This window comes from Mesorhizobium sp. M2A.F.Ca.ET.043.05.1.1 (assembly GCF_003952445.1).
GTDB lineage: Bacteria > Pseudomonadota > Alphaproteobacteria > Rhizobiales > Rhizobiaceae > Mesorhizobium.
This window is the reverse complement of record NZ_CP034446.1, coordinates 2,266,323-2,281,038: the sequence shown is the minus strand read 5'-3', so window position 1 is coordinate 2,281,038 and position 14,716 is coordinate 2,266,323. Positions and strand designations below refer to the sequence as shown.

14 protein-coding genes are annotated in these 14,716 nt (G+C 65.2%); 8 read left to right on the top strand and 6 right to left on the bottom strand.

Annotation, left to right across the window (positions count from 1 at the left end; translation table 11 throughout):
- Positions 1 to 20 precede the first annotated feature (20 nt).
- The 5 genes from EJ069_RS11055 to EJ069_RS11030 all read left to right on the top strand — a co-directional run bounded on the left by EJ069_RS11055 (position 21) and on the right by EJ069_RS11030 (position 6,634).
- Positions 21 to 1,064: a LacI family DNA-binding transcriptional regulator gene (locus tag EJ069_RS11055; RefSeq protein ID WP_126061310.1), complete on the top strand. Its 1,044-nt coding sequence runs from the start codon at positions 21 to 23 to the stop codon at positions 1,062 to 1,064.
- Between the two features lie 74 nt (positions 1,065 to 1,138).
- Positions 1,139 to 2,386, top strand: a complete 1,248-nt coding sequence (locus EJ069_RS11050; RefSeq protein ID WP_126061309.1) for a sugar ABC transporter substrate-binding protein — start codon at positions 1,139 to 1,141, stop codon at positions 2,384 to 2,386.
- Between the two features lie 460 nt (positions 2,387 to 2,846).
- Positions 2,847 to 3,767: a sugar ABC transporter permease gene (locus tag EJ069_RS11040; protein WP_126061307.1), complete on the top strand. Its 921-nt coding sequence runs from the start codon at positions 2,847 to 2,849 to the stop codon at positions 3,765 to 3,767.
- The gene (locus tag EJ069_RS11035) at positions 3,767 to 4,624 is read left to right on the top strand and encodes a carbohydrate ABC transporter permease (protein WP_126061306.1); all 858 of its coding nucleotides are present in this window, start codon (positions 3,767 to 3,769) and stop codon (positions 4,622 to 4,624) included. Before EJ069_RS11040 ends, EJ069_RS11035 begins: the two co-directional genes overlap by 1 nt.
- An 18-nt stretch (positions 4,625 to 4,642) precedes the next feature.
- A complete protein-coding gene (locus EJ069_RS11030) occupies positions 4,643 to 6,634 on the top strand; it encodes a glycoside hydrolase family 127 protein (protein ID WP_126061305.1) in 1,992 nt (663 codons plus the stop codon).
- Positions 6,635 to 6,643: 9 nt separating this feature from the next.
- On the opposite strand, the gene EJ069_RS11025 is transcribed toward EJ069_RS11030, so the two are convergent.
- From EJ069_RS11025 to EJ069_RS11015, 3 genes are all read right to left on the bottom strand, one after another.
- On the bottom strand, positions 6,644 to 7,453 hold the full coding sequence (locus EJ069_RS11025) for an endonuclease/exonuclease/phosphatase family protein (protein ID WP_126061304.1): 810 nt from the start codon (positions 7,451 to 7,453) through the stop codon (positions 6,644 to 6,646).
- A gap of 22 nt (positions 7,454 to 7,475) precedes the next feature.
- Positions 7,476 to 8,936 (bottom strand): phospholipase D-like domain-containing protein, encoded by a 1,461-nt coding sequence (locus EJ069_RS11020; RefSeq protein ID WP_126061303.1) that lies wholly within the window; start codon positions 8,934 to 8,936, stop codon positions 7,476 to 7,478.
- 62 nt (positions 8,937 to 8,998) lie between these two features.
- Positions 8,999 to 9,826, bottom strand: a complete 828-nt coding sequence (locus EJ069_RS11015) for an oxidoreductase (protein ID WP_126061302.1) — start codon at positions 9,824 to 9,826, stop codon at positions 8,999 to 9,001.
- A gap of 75 nt (positions 9,827 to 9,901) precedes the next feature.
- Here EJ069_RS11015 and EJ069_RS11010 point away from each other — a divergent pair, with 75 nt between their 5' ends.
- Positions 9,902 to 10,834 (top strand): AraC family transcriptional regulator, encoded by a 933-nt coding sequence (locus tag EJ069_RS11010; protein WP_126064685.1) that lies wholly within the window; start codon positions 9,902 to 9,904, stop codon positions 10,832 to 10,834.
- Here the strand turns inward: EJ069_RS11010 and EJ069_RS11005 are convergent.
- The 3 genes from EJ069_RS11005 to EJ069_RS10995 form a co-directional block, all read right to left on the bottom strand.
- Positions 10,752 to 11,513, bottom strand: a complete 762-nt coding sequence (locus EJ069_RS11005; RefSeq protein ID WP_245456499.1) for a class I SAM-dependent methyltransferase — start codon at positions 11,511 to 11,513, stop codon at positions 10,752 to 10,754. The genes EJ069_RS11010 and EJ069_RS11005 overlap by 83 nt on opposite strands.
- Before the next feature lie 77 nt (positions 11,514 to 11,590).
- Complete coding sequence (locus tag EJ069_RS11000) at positions 11,591 to 11,827, bottom strand: hypothetical protein (protein ID WP_126061301.1); 237 nt, start codon at positions 11,825 to 11,827, stop codon at positions 11,591 to 11,593.
- A gap of 104 nt (positions 11,828 to 11,931) precedes the next feature.
- Positions 11,932 to 12,681 carry a DUF899 family protein gene (locus tag EJ069_RS10995; protein ID WP_126061300.1) on the bottom strand — a complete coding sequence of 250 codons (750 nt, stop codon included), beginning with the start codon at positions 12,679 to 12,681 and terminating at the stop codon, positions 11,932 to 11,934.
- Between the two features lie 120 nt (positions 12,682 to 12,801).
- Here EJ069_RS10995 and EJ069_RS10990 point away from each other — a divergent pair, with 120 nt between their 5' ends.
- Both EJ069_RS10990 and EJ069_RS10985 read left to right on the top strand, forming a co-directional pair.
- Entirely contained in the window at positions 12,802 to 14,022 is a 1,221-nt protein-coding gene (locus EJ069_RS10990; RefSeq protein ID WP_126061299.1) for a helix-turn-helix domain-containing protein, read from the top strand.
- A 31-nt stretch (positions 14,023 to 14,053) separates the two neighbouring features.
- Positions 14,054 to 14,716, top strand: a complete 663-nt coding sequence (locus tag EJ069_RS10985; RefSeq protein ID WP_126061298.1) for a DUF5074 domain-containing protein — start codon at positions 14,054 to 14,056, stop codon at positions 14,714 to 14,716.

The following is a 14,716-nucleotide window of genomic DNA, read 5'->3' as shown; positions in this document are numbered from 1 at the left end:
TTAGGGAATCCGCCGCGCCCATGTCTGCCGACCCCGAACCAGCGCCAGTTTCCGCCAAGCCGCCGGTGACGCTGCGCGAGGTCGCGGCGGCGGCCGGGGTCAGCGTCGCAACGGCGTCGAAGGCGCTTAACGGGCAGGGGCGCATGACGGCGGAGACGCGCGAGCGCATCCGCGAGACGGCTAGGCAGCTCGGCTTCCGGCCGAACAGCCTGGCGCAGAGCCTGCTCAGGAAACGCTCCTTCACCGTCGGGCTGCTCACCAACGATACCTACGGCCGCTTCTCGCTGCCGCTGATGGCCGGGGTTTCGGATGCCCTGGTCGACAAGGGCGTGTCGGTGTTCCTGTGCAATGTCGAGGACGACCAGCGGCTCGGCCAGCTGCATGTGGAGGCCATGCTCGACAAGCGCGTCGACGGCATCGTCGCCACCGGAAAGCGCATCGACCGCCATCTGCCGGTCGATCTCTCCGGTTTGCGCATTCCGGTCGTCTATGCCTTCACTCAGCCCGATCCCGGCGCGGTCGGCCTCGTCTCCGACGATGCCGGCGGCGCGCGGCTGGCGGTGGAGCATTTTCTGCGGCTCGGGCGCCGGCGCATCGCCCATGTCAGCGGCCCGGCGAGTTTTGCTGTGGTGCACGCGCGGGCGCAAGCCTGGCGCGATGTGCTGAAGGAGAATGGCCTGGCCGCGAGCGAGCCGCTGCTCGGCGCCTGGTCGGAAGCCTGGGGGCATGATGCAGTCGAAAAACTGTTCGGCGGGGCGGGGAGGGAAGGCTGGCCGGATGCCGTCTTCTGCGGCAACGACCAGATCGCCCGCGGCGTCATCGACGCGCTGCGCGAGCGCGGCATCCGCGTGCCCGAGGATGTCGGCGTCATCGGCTTCGATAATTGGCAGATCGTGGCCGAGGCGACGCGCCCGCCGCTCACCTCCGTCGACATGAATCTTTCGGCGCTCGGCCGCGAGGCCGGGCTTGCTTTGCTTTCGCTCGTCGACGGCCAGCCGGCCGCGCCGGGCATCAGGAAACTGCCGTGCCGGCTGGTGGTGCGTCAGTCATGCGGGGCGGAATGAAGCAACGCGGCCACGCGCCCGCATCCGCCGGGCGGCGTGGCCAAACTGGGAGGAGAACCATGAGGAGGAGTAACGTGAAGACCATGCTTGCCAAGCTGATGCTTGCCGCTTCCGTCATCGGGGGCGGCCTGCAGGCGGCGTCCGCCGAGACCGCCAACATCTGGGTGCGCGCCGACGGCTCGAACTTCATGCCGCGCATCGTCGACGCCTTCAACAAGGCGCATAAGGACCAGATCAAGCTCGACATCATTCCCAATGCCGAGATCATCCCGAAATATGGCGCGGCCGCCGCCGGCGGCACGGCGCCCGACGCGCTCTCGCTCGACCTGATCTACACGCCGTCCTTCGCCGCCGCCGGCCAGCTGGAGGACATCACCGACTGGGCGAAATCCTTGCCCTATTTTTCGAGCCTCTCGCCGGCGCATGTGAAGACCGGCACCTATAAGGACCGCATCTATGGCCTGCCGTTCTCGGCCGACGCCTCGGTGCTGATCTGGAACAAGAAGCTGTTCAAGCAGGCGGGGCTGGACCCGGAGAAGGGGCCGACCAACTGGGCCGAGATCGCGGCCGACGCGGAGAAGGTCAACGCGCTCGGCGGCGACATCAAGGGTTTTTACTTCTCCGGCAATTGCGGCGGCTGCAACATCTTCACCTTCACGCCGCTGATCTGGGCCTCGGGCGGCGACATCCTGTCGGAGGACGGCTCGAAGGCGACGCTCGACAGCCCGCAGCTGCGCGGCGCGATCGACCTCTACCGCTCGATGATCAAGAAGGGTCTGGTGCCCGAGGGCGCGCAGACCGACACCGGCGCCAATTTCTTCGCCGCCTTCGCCGGCGGCAAGATCGGCATCTCGCCCTCCGGCGCCTTCGCCATCGGCGCGCTCAACACACAATATCCGGATATCGACTACGGCATCACCTTCCTGCCGGGCAAGGATGGCGGCTGGTCGTCCTTCGCCGGAGGCGACAATTTCGTCGTCACCAAGGGCACCAAGAAGATCGCCGTGGTGAAGGAGTTCCTGGACTTCGCCTATTCGCTCGAAGGCCAGACCATCCTCGCTAAATATGGCAGCCTGCCGGTGCGCAACGACATCGCCAAGGACGCGCTGAAGGATCTCGACCCGCGCTACCAGGTGGCGGCCGAGGCGATGGCCAAGGGCAGGACGCCCTATTCGGTGGTGTTCAACGACCTGATCAACTCCGCCAACGGTCCCTGGACGCAGATGGTCAACGAGGTGTTCTTCGGCGACGACGTCGACGGCGCCATCGCCAACGCGCAGGAGACCATGCAGTCGATCATCGACCAGGCGCCGAACAAGTAGACACCAGGCCGGCCGGCGGCGGGGATCGCGCGACGCCCCGCCGCCACCGCCCTGACCGGCCGCCCGCCCCGTCTCCCTGGCCGGGCGGCCGGGATGTTGCATCGCTGAACGGCAGGAACTGACGCGTTGACACAAGACCCCTCATCCGGCCGCTTCGCGGCCACCTTCTCCCCGGTGGGGAGAAGAGGTTAGGGCCGGCGCTCGCGATCTCCTCTCCCCTTGGGGAGAGGTCGGATTGCCCCGAATTGCCCTTTGCAATTCGGTTGGCAATCCGGGTGAGGGGGCGTCGGCAAGTTCGCTTCCCCCTTCTCCCTTTGTGGGAGAAGGGGGATCGGCGCGCAGCGCCGAGACGGATGAGGGGTGTTCCAGGGAACGCCAGCCTCTCACTCCGCTGGAACACCCCTCATCCGTCGCCTTCGGCGACACCTTCTCCCACAAGGGGAGAAGGGGGAGCCAGGCCATGACCGCCATCGCCGCTACCTCCGCCCGCGCCAGGCCTCGCACTGCCACCAGCCTGCGGCAGTGGGTTGGCCTGCTCTACGTCCTGCCGGCCGTCGCTTTCGTCACCGTCTTCTTCGTCATCCCGCTCGGCATGACGGCCTGGATGTCGCTCAACAACTGGCCGCTGATGGGCGAGCATGCCTTCATTGGCTTCGACAATTATGTCGCGATCCTGCGCGACACGCGCTTCTGGAACGCGCTGAAATTCACCTTCTACTATACCGTGATCGTCACCATCGCGATCTTCGCCGTCGCCTTTCCGCTGGCGATCTTCATCGAAAAGCCGCGCCCGCTCACCAACCTCTACCGCACCGCCTTCTTCATGCCGGCGGTGGTCGGCTTCGCTTCGGCGAGCCTGCTCTGGTCCTGGCTGCTCAATGTCGATTCCGGCCTGTTCAGCCCGGCCGCCTATGACCTCGGCCTGACCGAAAAGAAGGTCAATCTTCTCGCCACCTTCCAGCCGGCCTTCTGGTCGATCATCGCCATGGTGGTCTGGAAGGTCGCCGGCTTCACCATGATCATCCTGATGACCGGCCTGCAGTCGATCCCGCAGGATCTGCAGGAGGCCGCCGTCATCGACGGGGCAGGGCCGTTCGCGAGGTTCAGGGCGATCACCTTGCCCTTGATGCGCCGCACGCTGGCGCTGGCGCTGATCCTGTCGGTGGCGGGCTCGATCCTCGCCTTCGACCAGTTCTACATCATCCTGCGCGGCGGCCCGCGCAACCAGACGCTGACGGCGGTCTACTGGATCTTCAACCAGTCCTTCGTGTCGTTCAAATTAGGCTATGGCGCGGCACTCTCCATGGTGCTCTTGGCCATCCTGGTGGCGCTCAGCCTTATCCAGCTCTGGCTGCTTCGCAAGCCCGAGGGGCTCGACTGATGGCCGAGGCGATGTCGCAGAACCGCAGGGCCGCCTTCAGCCTCGCCAGGCATTCGACCGGCATCATCGCCTCGGTGCTGTTCCTGGCGCCGATCGTGTGGACGGTGCTGTCGACCTTCAAGCCGGCGCAGGAGGCGCGCCAACCGCCGCTGCCGCCCTGGCCGACCACCGGCTTCTCGGTCGAGAATTACGAGACGCTGAACGCCTTCGGCGACGGGCTCTGGGCCTCGGCGCAGAACAGCATCTATGTCTCGGTGATGACGGTGCTGCTCTCGGTGCTGGTCAGCGTGCTGGCCGGCTACGGCTTCTCGCGCTTCCGCTTTCCGTTCCGGGATTTCTTCTTCGTCCTCATCCTGTCGACGATCATGATCCCGTTCCAGTCGATCCTGACGCCGATCTTCCTGGTGCTGACCAGGCTCGGCCTGCACAACACGCTGACCGGGCTGGTCTGCGTCTATGTCACGCTGCAGCTGCCCTTCTCGATCTTCATGATGCGCAACGCCTTCGACGCCGTGCCGCGCGAGATCGAGGAGGCGGCGCGCATGGATGGCGCCAACAACGTCACCATGCTCGTCAAGGTGATGCTGCCCTTGGTCTGGCCGGGCGTTGTCACCATCGCCCTGTTCGCTTTCCTCGGCGCCTGGAACGAGTTCCTGGCAGCACTCGTGCTGATGACCGACCAGTCCAAATTCACCCTGCCGGTGATGATGACCGCGCTTCAGTCCGGCCGCTTCGGCGCCATCGACTGGGGCGCCGTGCAGGCCGGCGTCACGGTGATGATGGTGCCTTGCCTGATCCTGTTCCTGGCGCTGCAGCGCTTCTACATCCGCGGCCTGATGGCCGGGGCCGTCAAGTAATTCGAATGGAGTGAAATCATGACCGCATCGAATCCCGCCAAAGAGACCGGCACCTCCGTCAGGCCGAAGCTCGCCTTCCGGCCGTTGCCGGTGCCGCAGGTCGACGTCCGCGGCTTCTGGGGCGACCGTGTCGACGCGGTCGCCGCCAGGACCGCCGGCATCCTCTACGACCGCTGCGTCGAGGCGCGCATGCTGGAGCAGATCGATCCGGACCGGCCGTCGCCGGGCGTCGTCATTCCGTTCCATTCGCCGTCGCCGGACGAGGCCGACGGGCAGGGCGCCGAGTTCACCGGCTCGACGGTGACGACGCAGATGTTCTGGGATTCCGATTGGGGCAAGACCATCGAGACCGCCGCCTATTCGCTCTACCGCCGCCGCAACCCGGAGCTGGAGCAGAAGATCGACGCCGTCATCGACATGTATGGCAAGCTGCAGCAGGAGGACGGCTATCTCTCCAGCTGGTACCAGCGCATCCAGCCTGGGCTGCGCTGGACCAATCTGCGCGATTGCCACGAGCTCTACTGCGCCGGCCATCTGATCGAGGGCGCGGTCGCCTACTTCCAGGCGACGGGCAAGCGCAAGCTGCTCGACATCATGTGCCGCTACGCCGACCACATCGCCTCGATGTTCGGCCCGGAGCCCGGCAAGAAAAAGGGCTATTGCGGCCATGAGGAGATCGAGCTGGCGCTGGTCAAGCTGGCGCGGGTGACGGGCGAGAACAAGTATATGGACCTGGCGAAGTACTTCATCGACCAGCGCGGCCTTGAGCCGCATTATTTCGACGAGGAGGCGCGCGCCCGCGGCGCCGATCCGAAGGCCTATCACTTCAAGACCTACGAGTATAACCAGTCGCACAAGCCGGTGCGCGAGCAGGACAAGGTCGTCGGCCATGCGGTGCGGGCCATGTATCTCTATTCCGGCATGGCCGATATCGCGACCGAATATGGCGACGACACGCTGCGCGTGGCACTTGACCGGCTCTGGGACGATCTGATGACCAAGAGCCTCTATGTCACCGGCGGCCTCGGGCCGTCGGCGCACAATGAGGGCTTCACCAGCGACTACGACCTGCCCAACGAGACAGCCTATGCCGAGACCTGCGCCTCGGTCGGCCTGGTGTTCTGGGCAAGCCGCATGCTCGGCATGGGGCCGAACGCCCGCTACGCCGACATGATGGAGCGCGCGCTCTACAACGGCTCGATCTCCGGCCTGTCGCTCGACGGCTCGCTGTTTTTCTATGAGAATCCGCTGGAGAGCAGGGGCGGTCACCACCGTTGGAAATGGCACCGCTGCCCCTGCTGCCCGCCCAATATCGGCCGCATGGTGGCCTCGATCGGCAGCTATTTCTACGGCCTCGCCGACGACGCGCTGGCCGTCCATCTCTATGGCGACTCGAACGCCCGCTTCGAGATCGCCGGCCGCCAGGTCACCCTGGTCCAGACGAGCAACTATCCCTGGGACGGCGCCGTCGCGATCGAGGTCGGGCCGGATGCGCCGGTTGCGTTCACGCTTCACCTGCGCGTGCCGGCCTGGTGCCGCAAGGCGGCGCTTCGGATAAACGGCAAGCTGGTCGATCTCGAGGCGGCGACGGTCGACGGCTATGCCGCGATCCGCCGCGAATGGCGCGAGGGCGACACGGTCGAGCTCGACCTCGAAATGTCGATGGCGCGCCTCTTCGCCAACCCGAATGTGCGCCAGGACATCGGTCGCGTGGCGCTGGCGCGCGGCCCGCTGATCTATTGCGTCGAGGAAACCGACAATGGCGGTGGGCTGCATCGCTTCGCCCTGCCGCGCGAGGCAAGGCTCGAGGCGCATGCCGAGCCGAGCCTGCTCGGCGGCGTCGTCACCCTTTCGGCCATCGGCAGCAGGGCCGAGACGGAAAACTGGGGCCACGATCTCTATCGTCCCGAATCGCCGGCGATCGAGGCGACAAAGCTCAAGGCAATTCCCTATTTCGCCTGGGACAATCGCGACCCCGGCGAGATGCTGGTCTGGCTGAGGGAAGGGTAGGGCGGCAATCTACAGATGCACGAAAGCCGTCAGCGGCAGGTGATCGGAGGCGACGCGCGACAGCGGCGTGTCATGCGCCTCGACGCCTGAAACCAAACCGTGCCGGTTGCCCATGATCCGGTCGAGCGCCAGCACCGGCAGGCCCGACGGGAAGGTCGGCACCGCCGGCGGCGTCGGCCCGAAGGTCGTGTGCAGCGTGTTCAGCGCCGAGCGGTTGCCGAGCCGCCATTCGTTGAGGTCGCCGAGCAAGAGCGTCGGCCTTTCGTCGGCGCTGCTCATGATGTCGAGCACGACGCGGGCCTGTTCGGAGCGCGAGCGGCGCAAAAGGCCGAGATGGGCGGCGATCACGCGCAGCGACCGTTTCTCGTCAAGATCGATCTCGGCGACCAGCGCGCCGCGCGGCTCCAGTCCCGGCAGCTTGAGCTGGTGGACGTCGCGCACGGTGCCGCGCTTGAACAGGAGCACATTGCCGCGCCAGCCATGCCCCTTGCCGTTGCCCGAGACCGGCACCGGCACCAGTCCCGTCTCCAGCTCCAGGCGGGCGAGATCGAGCAGCCCGGCCCTGTCGCCGAAGCGGTTGTCGGCTTCCTGCAGGGCGATCACGTCGGGGCTCATTTCGCGGATGACGCGGGCCGTCCTGTCAGGGTCGAATCTGCGGTCCGTGCCGATGCATTTGTGGACGTTGTAGGAGGCGACGACGATTTCAGTGTCGTTGACTCGCTTGCGCGGCGTCGCCTTCGCCTTGCGCGCGCTCCTGGCGCGGATCGACAGGAGCACGGTCTCCGGCAGGCTGCGTCCCTTGATGTCGTTTGTCTCCATAGTCCCGATGCTCGATTCCGTTCTAAAGATAGGGTGATCCCAGCCACAGCAAACGGTCGAAGACGCGGATTACGAATGGCCTTGCATTCAGCGTCTCCAGCGTCACCGGCTGGGCGGTCGAGATGGCAGCCGCAATGCGGGCGTCGATCTCGGCGGCGAAGTTCTTGTCCAGGACTTCCATGTCGATCTCGAAATTCAGCCTCAGCGAGCGCGCGTCCAGATTGGAGGAGCCGACATAGGCCCACACGCCGTCGATCGCCATCAGCTTGGAATGATCGAACGAGCCCTCGTGGCGCCAGACCCGGCAATAATGCTTCAAAACCTGGTCGAACTGCGCCGTCATCGCATGATCGACGAGGAAAAGGTTGTTCACTGCCGGCACGACGATGTCGATTTCGACGCCGCGGCGGCCAGCCGTGGTCAACGCGCTGATGAACTCCCGGTCCGGCAGGAAATAGGGCGACATGATGCGGATCGATTTGCGGGCGACCGAAAACGCTCCCATCAGCAGCTTCAGGTTGGTTTCGTTGGACGCGTCCGGCCCGGTCGCCACCGCGCGCACCAGCACCGGCTGCCCGGGCGGCGCCGCGGCGCGCTCAACCTGCCACGGACCGTCCTTCAAGGCCTCGTTGCCGGCAAAGCGCCAGTCCTCGGCGGCAACCGAGAACAGGTCGGCCACCACCGGTCCGGTGACCTCGAAATGGGTGTCCCGCGAACTGTCGGAACCGGCGAATTCGGCCGAGAATCCCTTGCGGATGTTCATGCCTCCCGTGAACGCCACCGCGCCGTCGACGATCAGGATCTTCCTGTGCGTCCTCAGATTGGCATAGGGAAGTCTCAGACCCATGACGATGTTGCCGTTGAAGAGGTCGACGCTGACGTTGGCCTCCCTGAGTTGTTTCAGGATGCTCGGCACCGAATAGCGCACGCCGACGGCGTCGATCAGCACGCGCACGGTGACGCCGCGCTTGACGGCGTTGCCGAGCGACTGGACGAAAAGCGCCCCGACCGCATCATTGTCGAAAATATAGGTTTCGAGCAGGACGCTTCTTTGCGCCGTGTCAATTGCCCGACACATCGCCGTATAGGCCTCGTCGCCGGTCTTGAGCACGGCGATGGTGTTTCCGGAGGTCAGCGGACGCCGCGCCACCCTGTCGCCAAGCGTCTTCAACCCGGTGAAGCGCTGGCCGTATTCGGCGTTGATCAGGGCTTCCAGCGCGACATCGCGGTCGTGCCGGGCGGCGGCGGCCTCGGGTGAGACCGGCCGCATCGCGCTGATCGTCGCACGGCGGATGCGGTTGATGCCGGCAATGGCGTAGATGATCGCGCCGAGAAAGGGCGAGAGCAGCATCACGCCGACCCAGCCGGTGGCGGCGCGCACGTCTTCCTTGGTCATGATGGCATGCACGATGCCGACCGCCGCCATCGCCAGCGAGAGGATCAGGATAAGCGTCGACCAGTGACTCGCAATCGCGTCAAGCATTGACCCGACTATGGAGCGAGCCGGGCCGGAAAGGCAATGCGGCGGGTTATTCCAGCGCTCATTCAGCCATCGGTCGAGATGGTTACGGCCCTCCAGGCTTCGATCTCCTGCTGCAGGCGTTCGATACGCTCGGACACGAGCCTGAGGGCGTCGCTGCCAAGCAGAAGCTGCGGCGGCGGAGCTTCGGATTCCACCAAAGCCAATACGGCCGTTGCGAGCTTGTCCGGATCGCCAAGCTGCTTGCCGCTTTTCGTCAGCCGGGCTTCCCGGATCGGGTCGAACAGCGCGTCATAATCCGCGATAGACCTTTCGGTCCGGACCATGGAACGTCCGGCCCAGTCCGTCCGGAAGGAACCGGGGCAGATGGCGGTAACGCGAACGCCAAACGGGGCCATTTCCGAACGCATCACCTCCGATATGCCCTGGAGCGCGAACTTGCTGCCGCAATAGTAAGCAATGCCCGGCATCGTGATCATGCCGCCCATCGAAGTGACATTGACGATGAAGCCACGGCGTCGCTCGCGGAACCTCGGAAGAAACGCCTTGGCGACCGCCACGGCGCCGAAGACGTTCACGTCGAACTGGCGCCGCATCTCTTCGAGCGGCGACTCTTCAAGCACCCCTTCGTGGCCATAGCCGGCATTGTTGATCAGGACATCGACGGGCCCGTGCTCTTTCTCCGCCTGCGCGACGACGTCCGGCACGCGGTCGAACTCCGTGACATCGCACATGACCGTCCGCATCGCGGGCAGGGATCTGCCGAGTGCCGCGCGTGACGTCTCGGACCGTACGGTCCCAATGACCGTATGGCCCGTCTGGATGGCGGCGGAAGCGATGGCGAGGCCAAAGCCGGAATTGGCGCCGGTGATGAAGAAGGTCTTTTTCGCCATGGTCTGCGGTCCTTTGTTGATCGAGTGCGCGTTGGCAAATAGTATTGGGCGATGGGATCTTCGATTGCGTTTTCTATGAATGGCTTGCCAAATCCTATTGGATTCGACGCCGGACGAAGACGGGAACTGGTCGACCTGGCCGGAGCTCTCGGCGAACGCATTGGATACAACGCGACCGCGCTCGAGAGCGTACGGGTGCTCCGGACGGAGGCCGTGCTCCATGACGTCCCGGTGCTTTATGAGCCGGGCGCGGTGTTCGTCCTGCAGGGAAGCAAGCGAGGCATCCTCGAACAGGAGGTCTACCTCTACGACGAAGAACACTATCTGGCGGTGTCGGTGCCGGTTCCGTTTCGAATGGAGTCGATGGCCAGCCCCGATCGTCCGCTGCTTGCCGTCTATGTCGAGTTTGACATGCGGCTGGCGGCCGAGATTGCAGGGCGGCTGGAGACGCATTCCGCAATGGGAAGCGACAGGCCGCAAAGTCTCATATCGAACAGGATGGAGGCCGATATCGAGGATGTGCTGCTGCGCCTTTTGAAGGCGCTTCGCAACCCTGCCGAGACCGCCATTCTTGGATCAGGCCTGCTGCGCGAGCTGCATTACCGGGTGCTGATTGGCCCGCAAGGCGGCGCAATGATCGCGGCCTTGCAGCAAAGGGGCAGGTCGGGAAGGATCGTGCGGAGCCTTGCGTGGCTGCGGGAAAACTACAGCTGCGAAATCTCGGTTGCCAATCTGGCGAGAGAAGCAGGCATGAGCGTGCCTTCCTACCACGTCCATTTCAGGGAGATGACCGGAAGCAGCCCGATGCAGTACGTGAAAGCCATGCGGCTGCACGAGGCAAGACTGATGATCGCACGCAAGGGCACGATCGCTCAGGCCGCGGCTTCGGTCGGCTATGCGAGCGCGGCTCAGTTCAGCCGTGACTTCAAGCGGCATTTTGGGCGCACGGCTTCTGAAGAGACGAACTGGGTCCGTGGCCATCTGGGCGAGCTTGCCTGGGCGGGGTAGTCCGCCGTTGGCGCTCAGCCGGCTCCTCGGTCCATGGCTTCCTGAAGAAGCCCGACAGAATATTCGGACCCGCTTCTCCGGGCCGCAGCCTGATCCCGTCCTCGAAACAGTTCAGGGTCACGCAGTCGAAGCCGTTGTGCGCGAGCAGCGCCACCAGCGAGTCGCGGTCGAAGTGGTGCAGGTGCTCGTTGGGGAGGCGCATGCGCCAGGTCCGGAACCAAGCGTCGCCGTCGGCGCCCAGCTCACGCCAGCGGCAATAAGGGACGGCGACGGCCAGATGCCGGGTCTGCAGGCGGGCGAGGAAACTGAGATCCGGGATGTGTTCGAGCACGTCGAACATGGCGACGAGATCCCACGAGCCAGCGAGCGCCTCCTCCCAATCGACAAAGCGGACACCTTGGGGCAGCGGAAACTCGGCGATGTCGCAGCCGGCGCAATCGGCGACGCCGGTAATCTTGGCGGCTTCGATGAATGTGCCGGTGCCATATCCGATTTCCAGCACCGAGCGCGGAACCTCGCCGGTGATCCCCAGCACCCAGCCAAGCCGCTGATAGCCGAGCTTGATGGTCCGGTCGCTCAGGTCCTCGTAGTAGGAGATGTATTTTTTGTCGTACTTGATCGGCGTGAAGTCGATCTGGTGGATCACGCCGAATTCGTCCGCCTCATAGTTATCCAGCATTCAGACGCCGCCTCCGCATCCGAATTCTCTACATGGCAGAGCTAAACGCAACGTAACGGGAACGCTGAGCGCTTGCGTCAAATCCCGTTGGTGCGCCTCGCCATCAGCCGCAGCCAAGGCGTCAGATGGAAGCCCGCCATCAACAGATACATCGGCGCCATACCGCTCAGCACCGAGGCGCCCGTCATGCACATCGTGTCGTGGTCGCCATAGGCAGCCGTCAGCAGCGCCATCATGGCGAAGGTTGGCGCCGCGGCGAGGCAGAGCCAGTCGGCGAGGCGGAAGCTGCTCGGGCGAGGGTTGTCGATGCTCATGACATTCACCTTCTGAAGCGGTCAGGTTTGCAGGGGTCAGAGAGACAAGGCTTGGCGAGATCGGCTTCGGCGGCGCGGGTCGCGCCGCCGGAGTTGCTTCACGCTCAGGCGCTCTTGTTGCGGAACGCCGCTTCGCCGGCATCCGAGACCTCGACCCATCTCTGGTCAGGCGCGGCGCCTTCTTCGTAATTGTCGTGCCAGTTCCACCATTTGTAGGTCTGGGTCTGCGGATAGCCCTCGGGCGAATCCTCCCACACCTCCTGACGGCCGAGCGGCGTGACGTCGAGATAGCTCCACACGGTGCCGAAGGCTTCGTCGCCGCGGTTGTTGACGAAATAGGTGCGGAAGATGCGCTTGCCGTCATGGATGAAGACGTTGTGGCCGTGCCATTGGTCGACGCCGAAATCCTTATCCCAGCTGTCGGTGATGGTGTACCAGGGCATTTTCCAGTCCATCTGTTGCTTCAACCGCTGGATGTCGGCCTGCGGCGCGCGCGAGGCATAGGCAAGCGTGGTGTCGCGGGCGTTGAGATGGGCGAGGTTACCGACCATGTCGGCGCCGAGCGAGCAGCCGCGACAGGCGTGCTCCGGCCAGCCATAGACGCCCGGCTCGAAGAAGGCGCGGTAGATCACGAGCTGGCGGCGGCCTTCGAAGAGGTCGAGCAGGCTCACCTTGCCGTTCGGGCCGTCGAACACATAGTCCTTGGTGACTTCCATCCACGGCATGCGGCGGCGTTCGGCGGCCAATGCGTCGCGGGCGCGGGTCATCGCCTTTTCCTTGACCAGCATTTCTTCATAGGCGCCTTCCCACGCTTCCTGCGAAACGACCGGCGGTGTCTTCATCTGTTGGGTCATTGCTCTTGTCCCGTTCTTGGGTTTGGTTTGGGGTGACAGGGACAGACATAGGCCGCATGCTTCGATGGTGAGAGTTACAAGTGTGACGCGATTTGATCCGCCGGGCCCTGAGGCGGCGGCATGGACTCGCTGATCAACGCCGCCGGGCGCGCACTCGCCGCGGGCGATCCGCTGGGCGCCTTGAAGCGCGTCGCCCTGCGCGACGACGCGCCGGCGCTGGCGCTGCGCGGCATCGCGATGGCGCAGCTCGGCGATTTCGCCAAGGCCAAGGCGCTGCTGAAGGACGCCGTCCGCTCCTTCAGCCCGAAGGAGGCGGTCGCACGCGCGCGCTGCGTCGTCGCCGAGGCCGAGATCGCGTTGGTCTCGCGCGACCTCGGCTGGCCGGAGAAGGCCTTGCGGTCCGCACGCGCCACGCTTGCCGCGCATGGCGACCGGCTGAACGCCGCCTATGCCGGCAGCCTCGAGGCGCGCCGCCTCATCCTGATCGGCCGGCTCGACGAGGCCGAGCGGCTGCTTTCGGATTTCGATCCGGCGCCGCTGCCGCCGGTTGCGCGCGTCGCGCATGAACTGGCCGCGGCCGGCATCGCGGTCAGGCGTCTGAGGACAAAGGCGGCGCGCTCGGCGTTCGGTCGGGCATCGCTGGCCGCTTACGAAGCCAACATCCCGGCCTTGAAGGCCGAAGTCGAAGCGGCATCCCTGGTCTTGAACACGCCGGTCGGCAGGCTGATCGCGCGCGGCGCAGAGAAAGATCTGCTGCTCGACGAGGTCGAGGCGTTGCTGAGCTCGGGCGCGCTGGTCATCGATGCCTGCCGCAACGTGGTGCGCGAGGCCGATGCGGTCGTCTCGCTGGCGACACGGCCGGTGCTGTTCGCGCTGGCGCGCACGCTTGCCGAGGCATGGCCGGCGGATGCCTCGCGTGAGATGCTGTTGAGACGCGCCTTTCGGGCAAGGCACGCGGATGAATCTCATCGCGCGCGGCTGAGGGTCGAGATGGGGCGGCTGCGCGCCGAGCTCGCTGGGTTGGCCGATATCAATGCGACCGCCGCCGGGTTTGCGCTGACGCCCCTCAAAGCCGCCGACGTCGTCGTGCTGGCGCCGCCTGTCGAGGAGGAACACGGCGCGGTGCTCGCTTTCCTGACCGACGGCGAGGCCTGGTCGAGCTCGGCGCTGGCGATCGCGCTCGGCGCCAGCGCGCGCACCGTGCAGCGGGCGCTGGAAGAGCTGTCGACGCAGAACAAGGTGCAGCCGGTCGGCCGGGGCCGGGCGCGCCGCTGGATGATGCCGCCGGTGACCGGATTCCCGACTGTGTTGTTACTCCCGGGGCCGCTGCCGACCGACTAGTCTGCGGCCATTGTTCGAATGGAGGCTGAAAATGAAACGAGCCGCTGCCGAGATCCTGCGCGAATATGGACCGTTCCCCGGCGTCGAGCGCGTCAATGGCGTCACCTATGACGGCCAAAATATCTGGTTCGCCAGTGGCGACAAGCTGAACGCGCTCGATCCCGACAGCGGCAAGATCGTGCGTACGATCGATGTCGCCTCGCATGCCGGGACTGCCTTCGATGGTGAGTATCTCTACCAGATTGCCGAGGATCGCATCCACAAGGTCGACCCGAAGATCGGCAAGGTCGTCGCCACCATTCCTGCCCCCGGCAATGGCGGGGACTCAGGCATGGCGTGGGCCGAGGGTTCGCTTTGGGTCGGCGAATACCGGGCGCACAAGATCCATCAGATCGATCCTGAAACGGGCAGTGTGATCCGCACGATCGAATCCAAGCGCGTCGTCACGGGCGTCACCTGGGTCGATGGCGAGCTCTGGCATGCCACCTGGGAGGGCGAGGAGGGCGATCTGGTGCGCGTCGACCCCGACACGGGCGACGTACTGCAGGAACTGGCGATGCCCTCCGGGGTGTCGGGGCTGGAATCCGACGGCGGCGGCTGCTTCTTCTGCGGTGGCGGCAGCAGCGGCAAGATCAAGGCCGCAAAGCGTCCGGGGCAGGGCGCGACGGAGAAGGTTTCCGCTCCCCGCAAATAA

Excerpts from the sequence above, each read along its gene's own strand:
- EJ069_RS11005 (WP_245456499.1), bottom strand. The coding sequence starts at position 11,513 with ATGCTGGATAACTATGAGGCGGACGAATTCGGCGTGATCCACCAGATC.
- EJ069_RS11055 (WP_126061310.1), top strand. The coding sequence starts at position 21 with ATGTCTGCCGACCCCGAACCAGCGCCAGTTTCCGCCAAGCCGCCGGTG.
- EJ069_RS11015 (WP_126061302.1), bottom strand. The coding sequence starts at position 9,826 with ATGGCGAAAAAGACCTTCTTCATCACCGGCGCCAATTCCGGCTTTGGC.
- EJ069_RS10995 (WP_126061300.1), bottom strand. The coding sequence starts at position 12,681 with ATGACCCAACAGATGAAGACACCGCCGGTCGTTTCGCAGGAAGCGTGG.
- EJ069_RS10990 (WP_126061299.1), top strand. The coding sequence starts at position 12,802 with ATGGACTCGCTGATCAACGCCGCCGGGCGCGCACTCGCCGCGGGCGAT.
- EJ069_RS11020 (WP_126061303.1), bottom strand. The coding sequence starts at position 8,936 with ATGCTTGACGCGATTGCGAGTCACTGGTCGACGCTTATCCTGATCCTC.
- EJ069_RS10985 (WP_126061298.1), top strand. The coding sequence starts at position 14,054 with ATGAAACGAGCCGCTGCCGAGATCCTGCGCGAATATGGACCGTTCCCC.
- EJ069_RS11025 (WP_126061304.1), bottom strand. The coding sequence starts at position 7,453 with ATGGAGACAAACGACATCAAGGGACGCAGCCTGCCGGAGACCGTGCTC.
- EJ069_RS11035 (WP_126061306.1), top strand. The coding sequence starts at position 3,767 with ATGGCCGAGGCGATGTCGCAGAACCGCAGGGCCGCCTTCAGCCTCGCC.
- EJ069_RS11000 (WP_126061301.1), bottom strand. The coding sequence starts at position 11,827 with ATGAGCATCGACAACCCTCGCCCGAGCAGCTTCCGCCTCGCCGACTGG.
- EJ069_RS11010 (WP_126064685.1), top strand. The coding sequence starts at position 9,902 with ATGAATGGCTTGCCAAATCCTATTGGATTCGACGCCGGACGAAGACGG.
- EJ069_RS11030 (WP_126061305.1), top strand. The coding sequence starts at position 4,643 with ATGACCGCATCGAATCCCGCCAAAGAGACCGGCACCTCCGTCAGGCCG.
- EJ069_RS11040 (WP_126061307.1), top strand. The coding sequence starts at position 2,847 with ATGACCGCCATCGCCGCTACCTCCGCCCGCGCCAGGCCTCGCACTGCC.